At 61.8% G+C, this 16,598-nt stretch carries 18 protein-coding genes; 6 read left to right on the forward strand and 12 right to left on the reverse strand.

Annotated features, from left to right (window positions below; all coding sequences use genetic code 11):
* Positions 1-224: 224 nt before the first annotated feature.
* From eutC to exaC, 3 genes are all read right to left on the reverse strand, one after another.
* Entirely contained in the window at positions 225-1,088 is an 864-nt protein-coding gene (eutC, locus tag AO388_RS07495; protein ID WP_058397707.1) for an ethanolamine ammonia-lyase subunit EutC, read from the reverse strand.
* Positions 1,085-2,479, reverse strand: a complete 1,395-nt coding sequence (locus tag AO388_RS07500) for an ethanolamine ammonia-lyase subunit EutB (RefSeq protein ID WP_044310537.1) — start codon at positions 2,477-2,479, stop codon at positions 1,085-1,087. Before AO388_RS07500 ends, eutC begins: the two co-directional genes overlap by 4 nt.
* Before the next feature lie 337 nt (positions 2,480-2,816).
* Positions 2,817-4,337: an acetaldehyde dehydrogenase ExaC gene (gene exaC, locus AO388_RS07505; protein WP_044310536.1), complete on the reverse strand. Its 1,521-nt coding sequence runs from the start codon at positions 4,335-4,337 to the stop codon at positions 2,817-2,819.
* A gap of 225 nt (positions 4,338-4,562) precedes the next feature.
* On the opposite strand from exaC, the gene mpl reads away from it, so the two are divergent.
* From mpl to AO388_RS07520, 3 genes are read left to right on the forward strand one after another with little or no spacing between them, the layout of a single operon-like run.
* Positions 4,563-5,912 (forward strand): UDP-N-acetylmuramate:L-alanyl-gamma-D-glutamyl-meso-diaminopimelate ligase, encoded by a 1,350-nt coding sequence (gene mpl, locus AO388_RS07510; protein ID WP_058416254.1) that lies wholly within the window; start codon positions 4,563-4,565, stop codon positions 5,910-5,912.
* Entirely contained in the window at positions 5,909-6,538 is a 630-nt protein-coding gene (gene ubiX / locus AO388_RS07515; protein WP_003366410.1) for a flavin prenyltransferase UbiX, read from the forward strand. Before mpl ends, ubiX begins: the two co-directional genes overlap by 4 nt.
* Positions 6,531-6,815 carry a YceK/YidQ family lipoprotein gene (locus AO388_RS07520; protein ID WP_003366412.1) on the forward strand — a complete coding sequence of 95 codons (285 nt, stop codon included), beginning with the start codon at positions 6,531-6,533 and terminating at the stop codon, positions 6,813-6,815. The genes ubiX and AO388_RS07520 overlap by 8 nt, the downstream gene beginning before the upstream one ends.
* A gap of 119 nt (positions 6,816-6,934) precedes the next feature.
* Here the strand turns inward: AO388_RS07520 and AO388_RS07525 are convergent, their stop codons facing one another.
* From AO388_RS07525 to AO388_RS07535, 3 genes are all read right to left on the reverse strand, one after another.
* The gene (locus AO388_RS07525; protein WP_003431871.1) at positions 6,935-7,576 is read right to left on the reverse strand and encodes an NAD(P)H-binding protein; all 642 of its coding nucleotides are present in this window, start codon (positions 7,574-7,576) and stop codon (positions 6,935-6,937) included.
* A gap of 27 nt (positions 7,577-7,603) precedes the next feature.
* Entirely contained in the window at positions 7,604-9,331 is a 1,728-nt protein-coding gene (locus AO388_RS07530) for a C13 family peptidase (protein ID WP_003366418.1), read from the reverse strand.
* Between the two features lie 140 nt (positions 9,332-9,471).
* Positions 9,472-9,927 (reverse strand): MaoC family dehydratase, encoded by a 456-nt coding sequence (locus AO388_RS07535; RefSeq protein WP_058416255.1) that lies wholly within the window; start codon positions 9,925-9,927, stop codon positions 9,472-9,474.
* 203 nt (positions 9,928-10,130) lie between these two features.
* On the opposite strand from AO388_RS07535, the gene AO388_RS07540 reads away from it, so the two are divergent.
* Genes AO388_RS07540 through AO388_RS07550 form a run of 3 tightly spaced genes read left to right on the forward strand, consistent with a single transcriptional unit; the run spans position 10,131 to position 11,811 of the window.
* A complete protein-coding gene (locus AO388_RS07540; RefSeq protein ID WP_003431869.1) occupies positions 10,131-10,493 on the forward strand; it encodes a CidA/LrgA family protein in 363 nt (120 codons plus the stop codon).
* Positions 10,490-11,206: an LrgB family protein gene (locus AO388_RS07545; RefSeq protein ID WP_003366426.1), complete on the forward strand. Its 717-nt coding sequence runs from the start codon at positions 10,490-10,492 to the stop codon at positions 11,204-11,206. The genes AO388_RS07540 and AO388_RS07545 overlap by 4 nt, the downstream gene beginning before the upstream one ends.
* 14 nt (positions 11,207-11,220) lie before the next feature.
* Entirely contained in the window at positions 11,221-11,811 is a 591-nt protein-coding gene (locus tag AO388_RS07550; protein WP_003366428.1) for an LON peptidase substrate-binding domain-containing protein, read from the forward strand.
* A gap of 84 nt (positions 11,812-11,895) precedes the next feature.
* Here AO388_RS07550 and AO388_RS07555 read toward each other — a convergent pair whose 3' ends face one another.
* The 6 genes from AO388_RS07555 to AO388_RS07580 form a co-directional block, all read right to left on the reverse strand.
* Positions 11,896-12,462, reverse strand: coding sequence for a DUF4136 domain-containing protein (locus tag AO388_RS07555; RefSeq protein WP_003366430.1), 567 nt, complete (start codon positions 12,460-12,462; stop codon positions 11,896-11,898).
* An 18-nt stretch (positions 12,463-12,480) separates the two neighbouring features.
* Positions 12,481-13,119: a DUF4136 domain-containing protein gene (locus AO388_RS07560; RefSeq protein ID WP_002555543.1), complete on the reverse strand. Its 639-nt coding sequence runs from the start codon at positions 13,117-13,119 to the stop codon at positions 12,481-12,483.
* A 19-nt stretch (positions 13,120-13,138) separates the two neighbouring features.
* A complete protein-coding gene (locus AO388_RS07565; RefSeq protein WP_003431865.1) occupies positions 13,139-13,888 on the reverse strand; it encodes a methyltransferase domain-containing protein in 750 nt (249 codons plus the stop codon).
* Positions 13,885-14,190, reverse strand: a complete 306-nt coding sequence (locus tag AO388_RS07570) for a MazG-like family protein (protein WP_003366436.1) — start codon at positions 14,188-14,190, stop codon at positions 13,885-13,887. The genes AO388_RS07565 and AO388_RS07570 overlap by 4 nt, the downstream gene beginning before the upstream one ends.
* 121 nt (positions 14,191-14,311) lie before the next feature.
* Positions 14,312-15,169 carry a MaoC family dehydratase gene (locus AO388_RS07575; RefSeq protein WP_054081323.1) on the reverse strand — a complete coding sequence of 286 codons (858 nt, stop codon included), beginning with the start codon at positions 15,167-15,169 and terminating at the stop codon, positions 14,312-14,314.
* A gap of 30 nt (positions 15,170-15,199) precedes the next feature.
* Positions 15,200-16,555, reverse strand: a complete 1,356-nt coding sequence (locus tag AO388_RS07580; protein WP_058416256.1) for a 3-oxoacyl-ACP reductase — start codon at positions 16,553-16,555, stop codon at positions 15,200-15,202.
* Positions 16,556-16,598: the final 43 nt, after the last annotated feature.

Raw genomic sequence — 16,598 nt, forward strand, 5'->3', positions numbered from 1 at the left:
TCCGGGGTCGCATGCGGAAGAAACGACTGTGCGTATGCGCGGCATTATAGAAGCAGAATGCGCAGAAGGGGCTTCGGAATAAGCGGCGGGGTTGAATGGGGGGTGAGCGGTACGTCTTCAGAAGGGATGAACAGGCCGCAACGTTCATCCGGGCTGATGCCATACGCCGGGCTGATTACGCGAATCGGCCCGGCGGCTTGGAATGGCATAAGCCTGCATGGGGCCTAATGCGGCGCTGCAGGACCGTCGAGCAGGAAGTTGCCGATGGGTTTTTCTGAATGATCATCAGTGCCGTCTGATTCCAGAATCTGCAGCTCAGCTTCGTCCTTCAGATTGACCCCGGAAATCTGCCGCCTGCAGGCCTCGCGCATCAGGTACAGCAGCCGATGAGCGGCCATGCCGTAGCTCAAGCCTTCCAGGCGCACATTGGAAATACAGTTGCGGTGCGCGTCGTTCAGCCCGACCTTCGGCGCGTAGGTGAAGTACAGGCCCAGACTGTCCGGGGAGCTGAGACCGGGGCGCTCGCCGATCAGAATGACCACCATCTTCGCACCGAGCAGTTCGCCGACCTCATCGGCCACGGCGACGCGGCCCTGTTCGACCATGATCACTGGCGACAGCGACCAGCCCTCGGCACTGGCCTGTTCTTCCAGGCGAATGAGGAAAGGTACCGCATGCCGATGCACCGCCAGGGCGGACAGACCGTCGGCGACCACGACCGCCAGATCGAGACCGCCCGGATGAGCCGCAGCATAGTCACGCAACGTCTGCGCTGATTCGTCATTCAGGCGACGGCCCAGGTCCGGGCGCTGCAGGTAGCTGTCCCGGTCGGCCGCGGCGCTGTGCAGCAACAGGGTTTCACGACCTTTTTCGGTCAGTTGTGCGTTGATCGCGGCATGGTCGAAGGCCAGATGCACCGCGTCGCGCGCCTGCGCATGAGCGGCTTGAAAGTCCAGTTGCGCAGAGGTCGGCAGGCTGGTGCCGGTACGACCCAGCGCAATACGCGCGGGGGTCAGGCGGCGCAGTTCCAGCCAGGGATTGGTGGGGGCGGCGCTGTCTTGTAGTTCGTTCATCGGCTCGTCACTCATGCTAGATGCGCCAGCGCCTGACGGAAGGCAGGCGGCAGGCTGTCGCCGAAGCGCACACGACCGTCGGCCTGGGTGAAGATGCCCATTTTCTCCAGCCAGGCTTCGTATTCCGGTGCAGGACGCAGGCCCAGGCTTTGCCTGGCGTACAGCGCGTCGTGGAACGAGGTGGTCTGGTAGTTGAGCATGATGTCGTCGGAGCCGGGAATGCCCATGATGAAGTTGATCCCCGCGACGCCCAGCAATGTCAGCAGAGTGTCCATGTCGTCCTGATCGGCCTCTGCGTGGTTGGTGTAGCAGATGTCACAGCCCATCGGTACGCCCAGCAGTTTGCCGCAGAAGTGATCCTCCAGACCGGCGCGGATGATCTGTTTGCCGTTGTACAGATACTCGGGGCCGATGAAACCGACCACGGTGTTGACCAGAAACGGATTGAAATGCCGGGCGACGGCATAGGCGCGGGTCTCGCAGGTCTGCTGGTCGATGCCATGGTGCGCGTTGGCCGACAGCGCGCTGCCTTGCCCGGTCTCGAAATACATCAGGTTTTGCCCGAGGGTGCCGCGGTTCAGGCTCAGGCCCGCTTCATAGCCTTCCTGCAACAGCTTGAGACTGATGCCGAAGCTGGCGTTGGCGGCTTCAGTGCCGGTGATCGACTGAAACACCAGATCGACCGGTACGCCACGGTTGATCACTTCAATCGAGGTGGTGACGTGGGTCAGCACGCAGGATTGCGTGGGGATTTCATAGCGCTGGACAATGGCGTCGAGCATTTCCAGCAGAGCAACGATGGACGAGGTGCTGTCAGTGGCCGGGTTGATGCCAATCATGGCATCGCCGTTACCGTACAGCAGGCCGTCGAGCACGCTGGCGGCAATGCCGGACGGGTCGTCGGTGGGGTGATTGGGTTGCAGGCGTGTCGACAGACGGCCGCGCAGGCCCATGGTGTTACGGAAGCGCGTGACCACGCGGATTTTCTGCGCCACCAGCACCAGATCCTGCACACGCATGATCTTTGAAACGGCAGCGGCCATTTCCGGGGTCAGGCCGGGGGCCAGCGCGCGCAGACTGGTTTCGTCGGCCTTGTCGCTGAGCAGCCAGTCGCGAAAGCCGCCGACTGTCAGATGACTGACCGGGGCAAACGCCAGTTTGTCGTGGGTGTCGATGATCAGCCGGGTAACTTCGTCCTGTTCGTAAGGGATCAGGGCTTCTTCAAGAAAGTGCTTGAGCGGAATGTTCGCCAGCGCCATCTGCGCTGCGACTCGCTCACCGTCGTTCTGCGCCGCGACTTCGGCCAGATAGTCACCGGAGCGCGCAGGACTGGCCTTGGCCATGACTTCTTTGAGGCTGTCGAAGCGGTACGTCTGCGCACCGACAGAATGGGAAAAGCTCGCCATACAGATTCTCCATGACGTCGCGCTGCTTGCGTCGGACGTAGTCTTTCGCTGAAACGGATACGTCCCGGTTCAAACGACTGTGGGAAGCGATGCAAGCAATTAATACTCCATCCTGACCGGGAGTGCGAGTTTGCAACCATGAACGGAGGATTCAGAGCAAAGATGCATCACGCCAGGGCGGTGGGCCAAGGCGCGATGCACAGGGTTGGTGCGCGATGTTTTTGAGATGACTATCGCGCAGTGCGCGGGAGCGATAAACATCTTGAGACGACTATCGTGCCAATGCTCCGCGTTGGCATGCAGTTCGTGACGCTTTGCGTCATATCGCGGGCGGGTGCTAGAAGAAACCCAGCGGGTTGGTGTCGTAGCTCACCAGCAGGTTTTTGGTCTGTTGATAATGCTCAAGCGCGATTTTGTGGGTTTCGCGGCCGACGCCGGATTTCTTGTAGCCACCGAACGCGGCGTGTGCCGGGTACAGGTGGTAGCAGTTGGTCCACACGCGTCCGGCCTTGATCGCCCGGCCCACGCGGTAGGCGCGGTTGATGTCGCGGGTCCACAGGCCTGCGCCCAGACCGAACTCGGTATCGTTGGCGATGGCCACGGCTTCTGCTTCGTCCTTGAAGGTCGTGACGCTGACCACCGGGCCGAAGATTTCTTCCTGGAACACGCGCATTTTATTGTTGCCTTTGAGCAGCGTCGGCTGAATGTAGTAGCCAGTGGACAGGTTGCCCTCCAGCTTCTCCACTTTGCCGCCGGTCAACAGCTCTGCGCCTTCGCCCTTGGCGATGTCCAGGTACGAAAGAATCTTGTCGAATTGTTGCTCGGATGCCTGCGCGCCGACCATGGTGTCGGTGTCCAGCGGGTCGCCGCGCTTGATCTTCTCGACCTTGCGCATCACCGCTTCCATGAACTGCGGATAGATCGACTCCTGCACCAGCGCGCGAGACGGGCAGGTGCAGACTTCGCCCTGATTGAAGAACGCCAGCACCAGGCCTTCGGCGGCCTTGTCGATGAACTCAGGCTCGGCGCTCATGATGTCTTCGAAGAAGATGTTCGGCGACTTGCCGCCCAGTTCCACGGTGGACGGGATGATGTTGTCCGCAGCCAGTTTCATGATGTGTGAGCCGACCGGTGTCGAGCCGGTAAAGGCGATTTTGGCGATGCGTTTGCTGCTGGCCAGCGCTTCACCCGCTTCGCGGCCATAACCCTGCACGATGTTCAGCACGCCGGGAGGCAGCAGGTCGCCGATCAGTTCGATCAGCACGCTGATGCCCAGCGGCGTCTGCTCGGCAGGTTTGAGCACGATACAATTACCGGCAGCCAGCGCAGGGGCGAGTTTCCAGGCGGCCATCAGGAGCGGGAAGTTCCACGGGATGATCTGCCCGACCACGCCCAGCGGCTCATGAATGTGATAGGCCACGGTATTGCCGTCGATTTCGGCGGCGCTGCCTTCCTGCGCACGCAGCACGCCGGCGAAGTAGCGGAAATGGTCGGCAGCCAGCGGGATATCGGCGTTGAGGGTTTCGCGGATTGCCTTGCCGTTGTCCCAGGTTTCGGTGATGGCCAGGACTTCCAGATTGGCTTCGATGCGATCGGCAATCTTCAGCAGGACCAGCGAGCGTGCCTGCACCGAGGTCGAGCCCCAGGCCGCAGCGGCAGCGTGTGCGGCGTCGAGTGCCTTGTCGATGTCTTCGGCGGTGGAGCGCGGAAATTCTGCAATGGCCTTGCCGGTGACCGGCGAGGTGTTGGTGAAATACTGGCCTTTCACCGGTGCGACGAACTCGCCGCCGATGTAGTTACCGTAGCGTTCCTTGAAGTTGACGATAGCGCCTTCGGTACCGGGATGAGCGTAACGCATGGTATGTCTCCTGGTTCTTGTTGTGAGGGAGTCTGTGTCGATTCTGCTTTCGGGTATCTGGCAATAAGCGTTCAAGAATAGGCCATTTGCATTCGGCCGTGGCTAGGACTTTAGGCTTATCTGCCTGGCATTGAAATGGCTTGCGCGCGCGAGACGACGGACAAACTCAGGGTGCCATTTCACCGTCCCTACGTTAACCTGCGCAGATGTTCTGAGAGGTTGGTCATGCATATTCATATCCTTGGTATCTGCGGCACGTTCATGGGGTCTCTGGCGGTGCTCGCCAAAGAGTTGGGGCACCGGGTCACGGGCTCCGACGCCAATGTCTATCCACCGATGAGCACCCAGCTCCAGGCGCAGGGCATCGAGCTGACCCAAGGCTATGATCCCGTGCAACTGATTCCCGCGCCGGACCTGGTAGTGGTCGGCAACGCGCTGTCGCGTGGCAACCCTGCGGTTGAATATGTGCTCAACACCGGTTTGCCGTATGTGTCTGGCCCGCAGTGGCTGGCGGACCATGTGCTGCAGGGCCGCTGGGTGCTGGCCGTGGCCGGCACGCACGGCAAGACCACCACCAGCAGCATGCTGGCCTGGGTGCTGGAACACGCGGGCATGAGCCCCGGCTTCCTGATCGGCGGCATCCCGCAGAACTTCGCCGTGTCGGCGCGTCTGGGCGAGACCCCGTTCTTTGTGGTCGAGGCCGATGAGTACGACAGCGCGTTCTTCGACAAACGCTCCAAGTTCGTTCACTACCGCCCACGGACAGCGATCCTCAACAATCTTGAGTTCGATCATGCCGACATCTTCCCCGATCTGCCGGCCATCGAACGCCAGTTTCACCATCTGGTGCGTACTATCCCGAGCGAAGGCCTGGTGATCCATCCGACTACCGAGCCGGCGTTGGCGCGGGTCATCGAGATGGGCTGCTGGACGCCGGTACAGACCACAGGCCAGAACGGTCAGTGGCAGGCACGACTGTTGAGCGAAGACGGCTCGCGCTTTGAAGTGCTGTTCGAAGGCGAGCTTCAAGGCACCGTCGACTGGGACATGACCGGTCAGCACAACGTAGCAAACGCCCTGGCGACGCTGGCAGCCGCTCGCCATGTTGGCGTGGTGCCGCTGCTGGGTGTGCAGGCGCTCAGTGCATTCAAGAGCGTCAAACGGCGTATGGAAAAGGTCGCCGACGTGCGCGGCATCACTATTTATGATGACTTCGCTCATCACCCCACGGCCATCGCCACCACGCTGGACGGCCTGCGCAAAAAGGTCGGTGATGCGTCGATCATTGCAGTCATCGAGCCGCGCTCCAACTCGATGAAGCTTGGCGCGCATCGCGATGGCTTGCGGGAAAGCGTGAGTCAGGCGGATCAGGTGGTCTGGTATGCGCCCCCCAATCTGGGCTGGGACCTGGCGGCAACAGTCGCGGGAGGCACTGTGCCGGCGTTGGTCTGTGATTCCCTCGAGGCAATCATCGCCCGGGTCAAAAGCCAGGCGCAGCCCGGCACGCACATTGTGATCATGAGCAACGGCGGCTTTGGCGGTCTGCATGGCAAACTGGCGGAGGCGTTGCAATGAGCGGCCCGGAGCGCGTCACCGTCGCGATGACCGGTGCATCAGGCGCGCAATATGGCCTGCGCCTGCTGGATTGTCTGGTGCGTGAGGACCGGGAAGTACATTTCCTGATCTCCAAGGCGGCGCAACTGGTGATGGCCACCGAGACCGACGTGCGCCTGCCGCCCAAGGCGATGATGATGCAGGCGTTTCTGACGGAGTACACCGGTGCGTCTGCCGGGCAGATTCGCGTCTATGGACGCGATGACTGGATGTCGCCAGTGGCCTCCGGCTCGGGTGCGCCCAGCGCGATGGTGGTGGTGCCGTGTTCCACCGGTTCGCTGTCGGCGATTGCCACCGGGGCTTGCAACAATCTGATCGAGCGCGCCGCTGACGTCACGCTGAAGGAGCGGCGCCAGTTGATTCTGGTGCCGCGCGAAGCGCCGTATTCCAGCATTCATCTGGAACACATGCTCAAGCTGTCGAACATGGGCGCAGTGATTCTGCCGGCGTCTCCCGGCTTTTATCACCAGCCGCAGACCATCGACGACCTGGTGGACTTTATCGTCGCGCGGATCCTCAACCTGCTGAATATTCCTCAGGACATGTTGCCGCGCTGGGGCGAGCACCATATTGGCGGCGATGAATAAGCTGCTGCTGGTAGCGCTTGCGCTGGCGCTGACCGGATGCGCAACGGCACGCACGCTCAATGCGGCCAAACCTGGTGCGCCGGTGGTGTATGCCGGTACGCGGTTGAATATGTACGCGCTGCAGGGTGGTTGCTGTGCCGCCGACCGATTCGGCGCAGACGCTCCCAGCTACCCGGGCCTGGACCTGCCTGGCAGTGCGCTGCTCGACACCCTGCTGCTGCCACTGTCATTGCTGACCGCGGCGGGACTGGGGGTTCAGGCTACAGGCGGGCTTTAGGGGGGCGGAGCGACACCTGGGCTATCGGGTAAGGCTCCCTTGGGTGACGCAGAGCGTCACGAACTGCATTCCCACGCGGAGCGCGGGAACGATCAGCGCTGGGCCCTGGCGATCATCACCTACTTGCCCAGCTTGCGCAGCTCATCCGATTCGACGATCCGTTCGCCGTTCTGCTCTTCCAGCGCCAGCCGCCACAGGGCGCGGGCCAGTTGGCAGGCTTCGATGGCGCCGTATTTGCCGGGGATCAGTTTGGCGATAGGTGCCGCCAGTTGCTCGACCCAGCGGGTTTCAGGACGGCTGCCCACCAGCAGGGAAGGGCGGGCGATGGTCAGTTGCGGCCAGCCTTGCGCGCGAAGCGCCTGTTCCATTTCGCCTTTGACACGGTTGTAAAAGGTACTGGACGCCGGGTCTGCGCCGACTGCGCTGATCACCAGCAAGTGGCGAGCACCGAGTTCGCGGGCGCGGCTGGCGAACGCCGTGACCATGTCCAGATCGACGGCCTTGAAGGCTTCCTGTGAACCGGCCTGTTTGATCGTGGTGCCCAGGCAACAGAATGCGATGTCCACCCGGCCGGACAGCGTTGGCAGCAAGGTCGCCAGCTCGCCGATCGGGTTTTCCAGGTGCGAGTGCTCGGCCAGCGGCTTGCGGGTCGGTGCCAACACGCGGCTGACGGTCGGCTCGCTGAGCAGCCGGTCCAGCAAATGCTCGCCTGTAAGGCCTGTGGCTCCTGCGAGCAGGATGTGTTGCGGCGTCAGGTACATGTGGCTTCTCCCTTAATACACATAAGCCTAGCGGCTAGTCGAAGTCTTCGCTTCCGTGCGGTTCAACGCCGTACTCAACGCGCGTTCGGCCTGGCTCTTGCGCAACTGCTGCCAGCGCGCCAGGACTCCTTTGGGTGCCCATATCTGCGGTTCGGAGGCTTCGAAGTTGTCTTCGGTCTCACGTTGCGCAACATAGGCCTTCGCTTCGTTGAAAGCGTGTTGCAGGTCATCGGTTTCGACCAATGCCCTGGCAAATAGTGCATCGCCAAAATAAGTGAAGTCCGCTTCTTCCGAGCAGCCGAACGAGACGCGGTCGGCGCGCGAGGCGGTCATGATCAGCGTGCGCTCATCTTTCAGGTCGGGAATGAACCCGCCCGAATAACAGGCTGAAATCACCACGACCTTGTCACGGTTCTTCAATGGCGCGAGGGCTGCTGCCAGGGCGTCGGCGGGCAGGTCTGCCAGCGACAGGCGCGGCTGGTCGAGCACCAGTTCATGATCCTGAGTGCCGTGGCTGGTCAGGTAAATGAACACCAGATCTTCCGGGCCGGTGCGCTGGGCGAGTGTCTGTACTGCGCGGGTGATGGTTTCACGCGTCGCCATCGGCCGGTCATCCATGTGATCGCGATGATTGACCAGGCTGACCTGTCCGACGGCCCCGAAACGCGACTTGAGCAGGTTGCTCACGTAGTCCGCCTCGCGCATGAACACGCTCTGCTTGCCGTCGCCACCTACGACGAGCGTGTACAGCTCGGTAGCGGGTGTCGACGCCGGCACGGCTGCCAGTGCCTTGTCCAGCAGCGAACCCTGGACCAGCAGCCCGGCTTCCAGTGGGTCCGGCAGCAATTTGCCTTTGGCATCACGGATCCGCTGACCATTGGCCCAGATGCCGCGCTGCTCCTTGCCATCGGCGGAAATCAGCACACCGTCGCCCTGGTAGGTGTCATCGGCAAACTGGCCGATGTAACGGCTGCCATCGGCCAGCAGCAACTGGCCCTGACCCATGAAGCGCCAGTTGTCGAAATCACCCTGATAGCGGCTGCCGTCAGAGCCGATCAACTCGCCTTTGCCGGTCAGCGCGCCTTCCTTGAATTCACCGCTCCAGACGTCGCCGTCACTGTTTTCGTAGCGACCCTTGCCATCCAGCTGGCTGTTGTGGAAATTACCGACGTATTGATCGCCGTCAGCGCTGGTGAAGCTGCCGGTGCCCTGCAATTGTCCGTCGATGAAATTGCCGCTGTACTGGTTGCCGCTGGCGTCGCTGCGCGAACCCTCGCCATTGGCCTTGCCATTGGCGAACATGCCCTGATGCTGGCTGCCGTCTTCCAGCTCCAGGCGACCGGGCCCGTCGTACACGCCGGCCTTGAACTGGCCACGGTAAAGCACGCCCTTGTCTTTCTGGGTGCCTTCGCCGTCGCGCATGCCAAGCTTGAAGTTGCCGACATAACTCGCGCCAGCGCGGGTGGTCAGGCGGCCCTGGCCATTGAACAGACCTTGCTCGAAGCCACCCTTGTAGACGTCGCCGGTGCTGGAGTGCCATTCGCCCTGACCTTGACGCAGGCCGTTTTCGAACTGACCTGCGTACCAACTGCCGTTGGGGTAATCGATGCGGCCCTGGCCCTGTAGAACGCCATTGACCAGATCGCCCCGGTAGCGTCCGCCGTCGGGCAGGCGGCCGTCTGGCGGCAAAATTGATTCGCCATCACCGCAACCTGCGATCAAGAGTGTCAAAGCCAATGGAGCGAGCGCGCGCATGTGAGATCCCGGAAGAATGATTCAGGGGCGAGCCCGGCTCCGCTTGAGCAGATGTTAGGGGGCACGACCGCAGGGGAGTATGCCGCAGCGGGTCAGCGGGATGAAACAGTCTGTTACGACTGTTTCATGTTTTAAACGCCTTATACGAAACACAGCGTTAAAGGCTCGGCCACAAAAGCGGGTTTTTCCTGACCTTCTATCTCCAGTGTGGCCATTGCCTTGAGCAACCACTGACCGGGTTTTTTCTCGCTTACGCCGGTCAATTGGAACTTGAGGCGCACCCGCGAGTTGACCGTCACCGGTTGAACGAAGCGCACACTGTCCATCCCGTAATTGACCGCCATCTTCAAGCCTTCGGGCAGTACCATGATGCCCTCCATGAGCTTGGGGATCAGCGACAAAGACAGGAAGCCGTGTGCGATAGTCGTGCCGAACGGGGTCTGCGCTGCTTTGACCGGGTCGACATGGATGAACTGGAAATCCCCTGTGGCGTCGGCGAACAGGTTGATACGCTGCTGATCGATGGTCAGCCAGTCTGAATAGACTGCGTCCTTGCCGGTGTATTGTTTGAGCTCTTCGACGGGTACAAAAGGCATGCCGCTCTCCTTGTCTGATGAGGGGGTATGGAGCTGCCCCTGCCCGCATCCGCTGATGCCTGCGGGCGAATGACCAGATCAGCAGAGGGCGGTTGCCCGGTCAAGCAACTGCGGCAATGCGAATACCCACTCATGACCTCTGGCGCAGCGTGTTTATAATGACGCCGATCGTTCGCCGGGTTCGTTTATCTGCTGGAGTCCTCATGCTGTTAAGGGGTTTGACATGGCTGGTGCTGTTCCAATTGCTGGGGACCGCGCTCAACCATCTGTTTCTGTCGATTTTGCCGGGGCCGATCATCGGCCTCGTGCTGTTAATGGGCTATCTGATGTGGCGCGGTGAAGTCAGCGAGCCGATCAGCACTGCTGCCAGCAGTTTGTTGCGCTATCTGCCGTTGCTGCTGGTGCCGCCTGCGGTCGGGGTGATGGTTTACGCGTCGGCGATTGCCGAGGACTTCTGGGCGATCTTCGGCACGCTGACCCTGTCGCTGATGATTTCCGTGACCTTCGTCGGCTGGCTGATGCAGACCCTGATCAAGCGTCAGGCTCAGCGCCGGGAGTTGCCATGAGTCTTGACTGGCACGGTGCATGGCTGTCGGTGATTCATCACCCGCTTTTCGGCATCGCGATCACCCTGGGTGCCTATCAACTGGCGATGGCGGCTTACGAAAGAACCCGCTGGCTGTTTCTGCAGCCCGTGCTGGTCTCGATGGTGGTGGTGATCGGGGTCGTGCTGTTCTGCGACCTTGAGTACGCCGAGTACCGCAAAAGCACCGAGATTCTGGGCACGCTGCTGGGGCCTGCAACCGTCGCGCTGGCGGTCCCGCTCTATCTGAATATGCGACGGATCCGACAGTTGTTCTGGCCGGTCTTGACTACGCTGGTAGTCGGCGGGGTGTTTGCCACCGGCCTGTGCGTGGGCTTCGGGGTGCTGTTCGGTGCCGACCACATGATTCTGATGACCATGGCACCGAAGTCGGTGACATCGCCCATTGCCATGCTGGTCGCCGAGCAGATCGGCGGGGTTGCCGCCCTGGCAGCGGTTTTTGTGTTGATTACTGGTGTATTCGGTGCCATTTTCGGCCCCGGTCTGCTGTCGCTGATCGGGGTGGATAATCCTGCTGCCCGAGGCATGGCGCTGGGGCTCACTGCACATGCGGTAGGCACATCCGTGGCATTGCAGGAGGGCGAGGAATCGGGGGCTTTTGCTGCGTTGGCAATGAGTCTGATGGGCGTTGCGACGGCGTTGTTCCTGCCGCTGGCAATGTCGCTGGCCATTTAAAAGGAGGCTTTTCTATGACGCTGCCATTGTTTCCACTGAACGCTGTGCTGTTTCCGGGGTGCGTGCTTGATCTGCAGCTGTTCGAGGCCCGTTACCTGGACATGATCGGCCGTTGCATGAAGCAGGGAGAAGGGTTCGGTGTGGTGTGTATCACCGAGGGAAGTGAAATCGGCCCAGTGCCGGGCGGCTACTCGATGATCGGCTGCGAAGCGCTGGTTACCGATTTTCAGCAGCAGGAGAACGGCTTGCTGGGCATTCGGGTCGTCGGCGGGCGTCGCTTCCGCGTCGTTGCCGCCGAGGTTCAGCGCGATCAACTGTTGGTGGCCGAGGTTGAATGGCTGGAAGAGCCCGTGGAGCGCCCGTTGCAGGAGGAAGATGCTGACCTCGTGGCCCTGCTCGAAGCGCTGGCCGAGCATCCGATGGTGGCTTCCTTGAACATGGGCATGTCTGCCGGTGGGCAATACGCGTTGTCCAACCAGCTTGCCTACCTGCTGCCGTTCACCGAAAAAGACAAAGTGGAACTGCTGGAAATCGACGATCCCGAAGAGCGTCTCGACGCGATTCAGGAATTGCTCGATGAAATGCAGGGCGATCTGCAGGCCTGAGCCCGGATCGCGCTGTTCATTGCCCAAGGCAGCAGAGCGTCTGAAACGCCATGCCGACGCAGTGCATCGGCACGTCAGTCGTGGCTAGCGCGGTGGATACTGCTCCAGAATTTTCGCCACCGTGGTGCGCATGGCCTGATCGCGTTCGGACGGGCTGCCGGCGTTGTCGTTGAGAATGCGCTCGGTGCTTCCACGCCAGACCAGTTTGCCGTCCTTGCCGTCGAACATATCGATCTGCACGGTGCCGACCTTGTAGTCGACGCTGCGGGTTTCGGTGTTCATCGGCCCGTTCCAGTAGCCATAACCACCCCAGGGGTTCCAGCCCCCGCCATAGTTGGTGCTGACCGTCTGCTGACGGTTTTCGACAATCAGCCAGGCCTGCACTTTCAAATCCGGCCGGGCACCGGCTGTTGCCATGCGCAGACCGCGCTGGTCCAGCTGTTCGCCGATCGACTGGCGAAGGCGCTGCTCGGTCAGGTCGCTCTTGAGCCGCGGATCATTGTCAGGCTGATACTGAACGGCGGGCTCCTTCCAGCTCCAGCTGCGATAGCCGCCGAAATCCCGCTGGGCATCGAAGTCGCGATTGATCGAGTTGCTCTGACAGGCCGTCAGCAGCACGGCACAGGTCAGCAGAACGATACGGCGAAACATGGCAGTTCTCCGAAAGGGTTACGAAGGCGGGTAGGCCGCCAGAGCCTGTTGCACGGCCTGGCGCAACGCACTGCTGCGGTCGGCCAGATTATTGCTGGCGCGCGCATCGGCGCTGGCGCTCCATACCGGCTGGTTGCTGCGCGCGTCGATCAGGTTGATCTGCACCACCATGACCTTTTCCTGATAGGTGCGTACCACCGGCACGCTGGCGTAGCCGCCGTAACCGGGCCGGTAGCCATCGTAGCGGCCATAGCCCATGCCGCCCCCATAGTAGGGATCGTAATCTTCACGCACCTGACGCAGCCGGGTTTCCTGGCGGGTCGTGGCAGTGACGTACAAGTCTGCCGGCTGATTGCCGCGAGCCGGTCGCAAACCACGCTGGTCCAGACCGTTGCTCACGGCTTCGACCACCTGCGCCGAATCCACCCACGCCGTACCCGGCGGCAGCTGGCCGTTGAGCCAGCCCCAGGACCGATAACGCCCATAGTCCCGCGGCGGCGCAGGGTAGGCGCTCATGTCCAGCGTCCTTGCCGCCTGCGCAGGAGCGGGCGGCATGGGCAGAGAGCTGGCGACATACGGGTTGTCGCTCTGGCAGGCGCTGATCCCGAACAGACTGGTCCCCAGCAGCACGGCAAACAAGGCAGAACGGTGTTTCATGGTGGGCTCCGCAGTGATGTCAGACCGGACGGCACATCCAGTGAAGGTATCGACCCAGCCCGGCAAAGGCTGGATGACGCCGATGCGCCAGTTCCATTTCCAGCAGATCCGTCAGCTCGGCCCGAGCCTGGAATTCAACCGGCATGTAATCGTGAAATACCCGCACCCCGCTACGGGTTTCGACTTGCCACAGGCCTTCAAGTTGCGTCGCCAGTTCCCGGGGGTCGAGCGGTTGCTGAGGCGTCAGGCTCTGTTTTTCCCCGGCCATGTCATTCTTGCGCATCTTGCGGAAATGGCCCTTCAACAGGTTGCGATAGATCAACGCATCGCGGTTGTAAAACGCCAGCGACAACCAGCCATCGTCCCTGGTCAACTGGCGTAGCACCGGGAGGATGGTATGCGGCTCGGCCAGCCACTCGAGCACCGCGTGGCACAGCACCAGATCATAAGTGTCGCTCAGTAACTCCGGCAGCGCCTGCCACGGAGCCTGAATGAAGGTTGCCGTCTGTCCGGCATCGGCGAAGCGCTGACGTGCGCCTTCGAGCATCGGCTCGGCGGGTTCGGCCAGGGTTACCTGATGACCCTGTTCGGCCAGCCACAGCGACATGTGTCCCAGCCCGGCGCCGATATCCAGTACACGAAGCGGTCGTGCGGGCAGGGTCTCGGTCAGGTCGGCCTGCAGCACCGCCAGACGAATGGCTCCCTTGGCACCGCCATAGATCTTTTCCGCAAAGCGGGTTGCCAACTGGTCGAAATGCCGATCACTCACTTGGCAAATCTCCGCTCGCTGTCAGCCAGCTTGTTACGCACCACCGTGTCCATGTCCAGCCCCAGTTCGCTGCACAGCAGCAACAGGTAGAGGACGATGTCGCCGACTTCCTGGCCGGCGTGCTCCAACTGTTCGGCAGGCAGCTCGCGGGACTGGTCTTCGCGCAGCCATTGGAATATTTCCACCAGCTCGGCCATCTCCACACTGGCAGCCATGGCCAGGTTTTTCGGGCTGTGAAATGGCTTCCAGTCATTCTGGTCGCGGATGCGGTGCAGGCGTTGGGTCAACTCGTCGAGGTTCATCGTGTTCTCCTGAAGACGCATAGCTTCAGGGGGAACGGTTCGCCAGGCAAGTGGGCGTTGAGGTTTGTTCAGCCGTTGATGGGAGCAATGCTCCCGTCAGAGGTGTTCATCCGGCTGTGCGTCACTCGCTGACAGGCTGCCAGCTACCGACCATATGCACGATGCCCTCCTGGCCTTCGACACGGAACTGGCCATGCGAGCCGGCGGCACTGGTCGACAGCGTCACGTCGGCAGGCAGGCGTACAGGCTTCTGGAACTGCACGCTGATCTCGACATTCGAGGCCGGCAAATGCTCGCCCAGCGCCGCGAGCGCACGGGCCTTGAGCCACATGCCGTGGGCGATGGCGCGTGGAAAACCGAACAGCCTGGCGCTGGGGGCGCTGAGGTGAATCGGGTTGTAGTCGCCCGACACCTTGGCGTATTCGCGGCCTATTTGCGCCGACGCCCGCCAGCCTTGCAGCTCGCTGAGCGGTAGCGGCGCGGCTTCGGGATAGCTCACAGGGCTGTCTTCCAGGTGCACAGCGGTGCACAGCATGGTGCTTTCTTCTTCCCACAACAGCCCCATGCCGTCTTCGGCCTGAGTGACCAGGGTGAACGTCGCGCCCTTGGCGTGCGGGCGCAGATCAGTGGCCTGTACGCTGATGTACAACTGGCTCACACCGCCCAGTGGACGATGCGTGCGGGTGCGATTGGCGAGGTGAATCAACCCCAGCAGCGGGAATGGAAAGTCCTCGGAGGTCATCAATTGCATTTGCAGCGGAAACGCCAGCACATGCGGGTAGGTCGGAGGCAGCAGGCTGCTTTCTTCGAAGCCGCAGACCTTGCGGTATGCCTCGAGTTTATCGGTATCGACCGCGATCCAGCTGCGCAAGCCCAGATCGGGTAGCTGCATCCCGGTGACCTTGCGCCTGAGCGCAGCCTGGATGAACAGGTTGGACAGGGGCTGCAGGGAATTGAGGTAGCGCCAGTGAGCCGTCATCATCCATCTCCTTGAATTCGATGCGGGTGCTTAAGCCCCGATCACGTTTTGACCACATACACGTAGAACCTGACCGCTCACCGCGCCGCTGCCCGGCTGGCTGAACCACGCCACTGCTTCGGCAACGTCCTGTGGCGAGCCGCCCTGACCCAGCGAACTCATGCGCCGCCCGGCTTCACGCAGGGTGAACGGCATGTGCGCGGTCATTTTCGTTTCGATGAAGCCAGGCGCGACGGCGTTGATGCTGATGCCGCGTGACTTGAGTCCGGGGGCCATGGCCCGTGCAAAACCGATCAGACCGGCCTTGCTGGTGGTGTAGTTGGTTTGCCCGCGATTACCGGCGATACCGCTGATCGAGGCCATGAGCACGATGCGGGCGTTGTCTTTCAAGGCTCCCGCGTCGAGCAGCACCTGAGTCAGCACCTGCGGCGCATTGAGGTTGACCGCCAGTACCGAGTCCCAGAAATCTTCCGGCATGTTGACCAGCGTCTTGTCGCGCGTGATGCCGGCGTTGTGCACCAGTATGTCGACGCCATCGGGCAGGTGTTCGAGCAACTGTGCCGGAGCATCCGCCGAGCAGATATCCAGCGCCAGAGCCTGACCGCCAAGCCGCGAGGCCAGTGCCTCCAGCTCGTTTTTGGTCTGCGGTACATCCAGCAGAATGACCTGCGCACCATCACGTGTCAGGGTTTCGGCTATAGACGCGCCAATGCCGCGTGCAGCGCCCGTTACCACTGCCTTGCGCCCGGCCAGCGGGCGGGTCCAGTCCTGCACCTTGCTCGTGCAGGCACTCAGGTGGACGAACTGGCCGGAGATGAACGCAGCCTTGGGCGTGAGGAAAAAGCGCAGGGCGCCCTCCAGTTGATCCTGCGCGTCGTCATCCACTTGCAGCAGTTTGACCGTGGCGCCGTTGCGCACTTCCTTGGCCAGTGAGCGGCTGAAACCTTCGATGGCCTGTTGAGTGCTGGCGGCCAGCGGATCAGCGAGTGTCTCGGGGGATTTACCGAGAATGACCACATGTGCGCAGTGATCGAGATTGCGCAGCAGCGGCTGAAAGAAGTCCCGCAACTGCCTGAGCTGCTCGGTGCGCACGATCTGGCTGGCGTCGAACACGACTGCTTTCAGGCGCGGCCCCTGGTTGGACACCCACGTCGTGGCACCGGGCATCTCACTGCCGAAACTGTACAGCGAGTCGGTCAGGCGGCTGGCGAACTGGCGGACCTGATCCCCCAGCGGCCCGGCGCTGATCAGCAGCGTCCCTTCGACGGGCCGCAGACGTCCGGCCTGCCAGCGCTCCAGGTGAGTGGGGGCGGGCAGACCGGCGGCCTTCACCAGGCGCCGACCCATGTCGGAGTTGGCGAAATCAATGTAGCGATCTGACGGCATGGAACACTCTCCTGAAGTCGGGGTTCAAAGGAATGGACCACGG

It is taken from the genome of Pseudomonas sp. ICMP 10191, from assembly GCF_001467335.1.
GTDB lineage: Bacteria > Pseudomonadota > Gammaproteobacteria > Pseudomonadales > Pseudomonadaceae > Aquipseudomonas > Aquipseudomonas cerasi.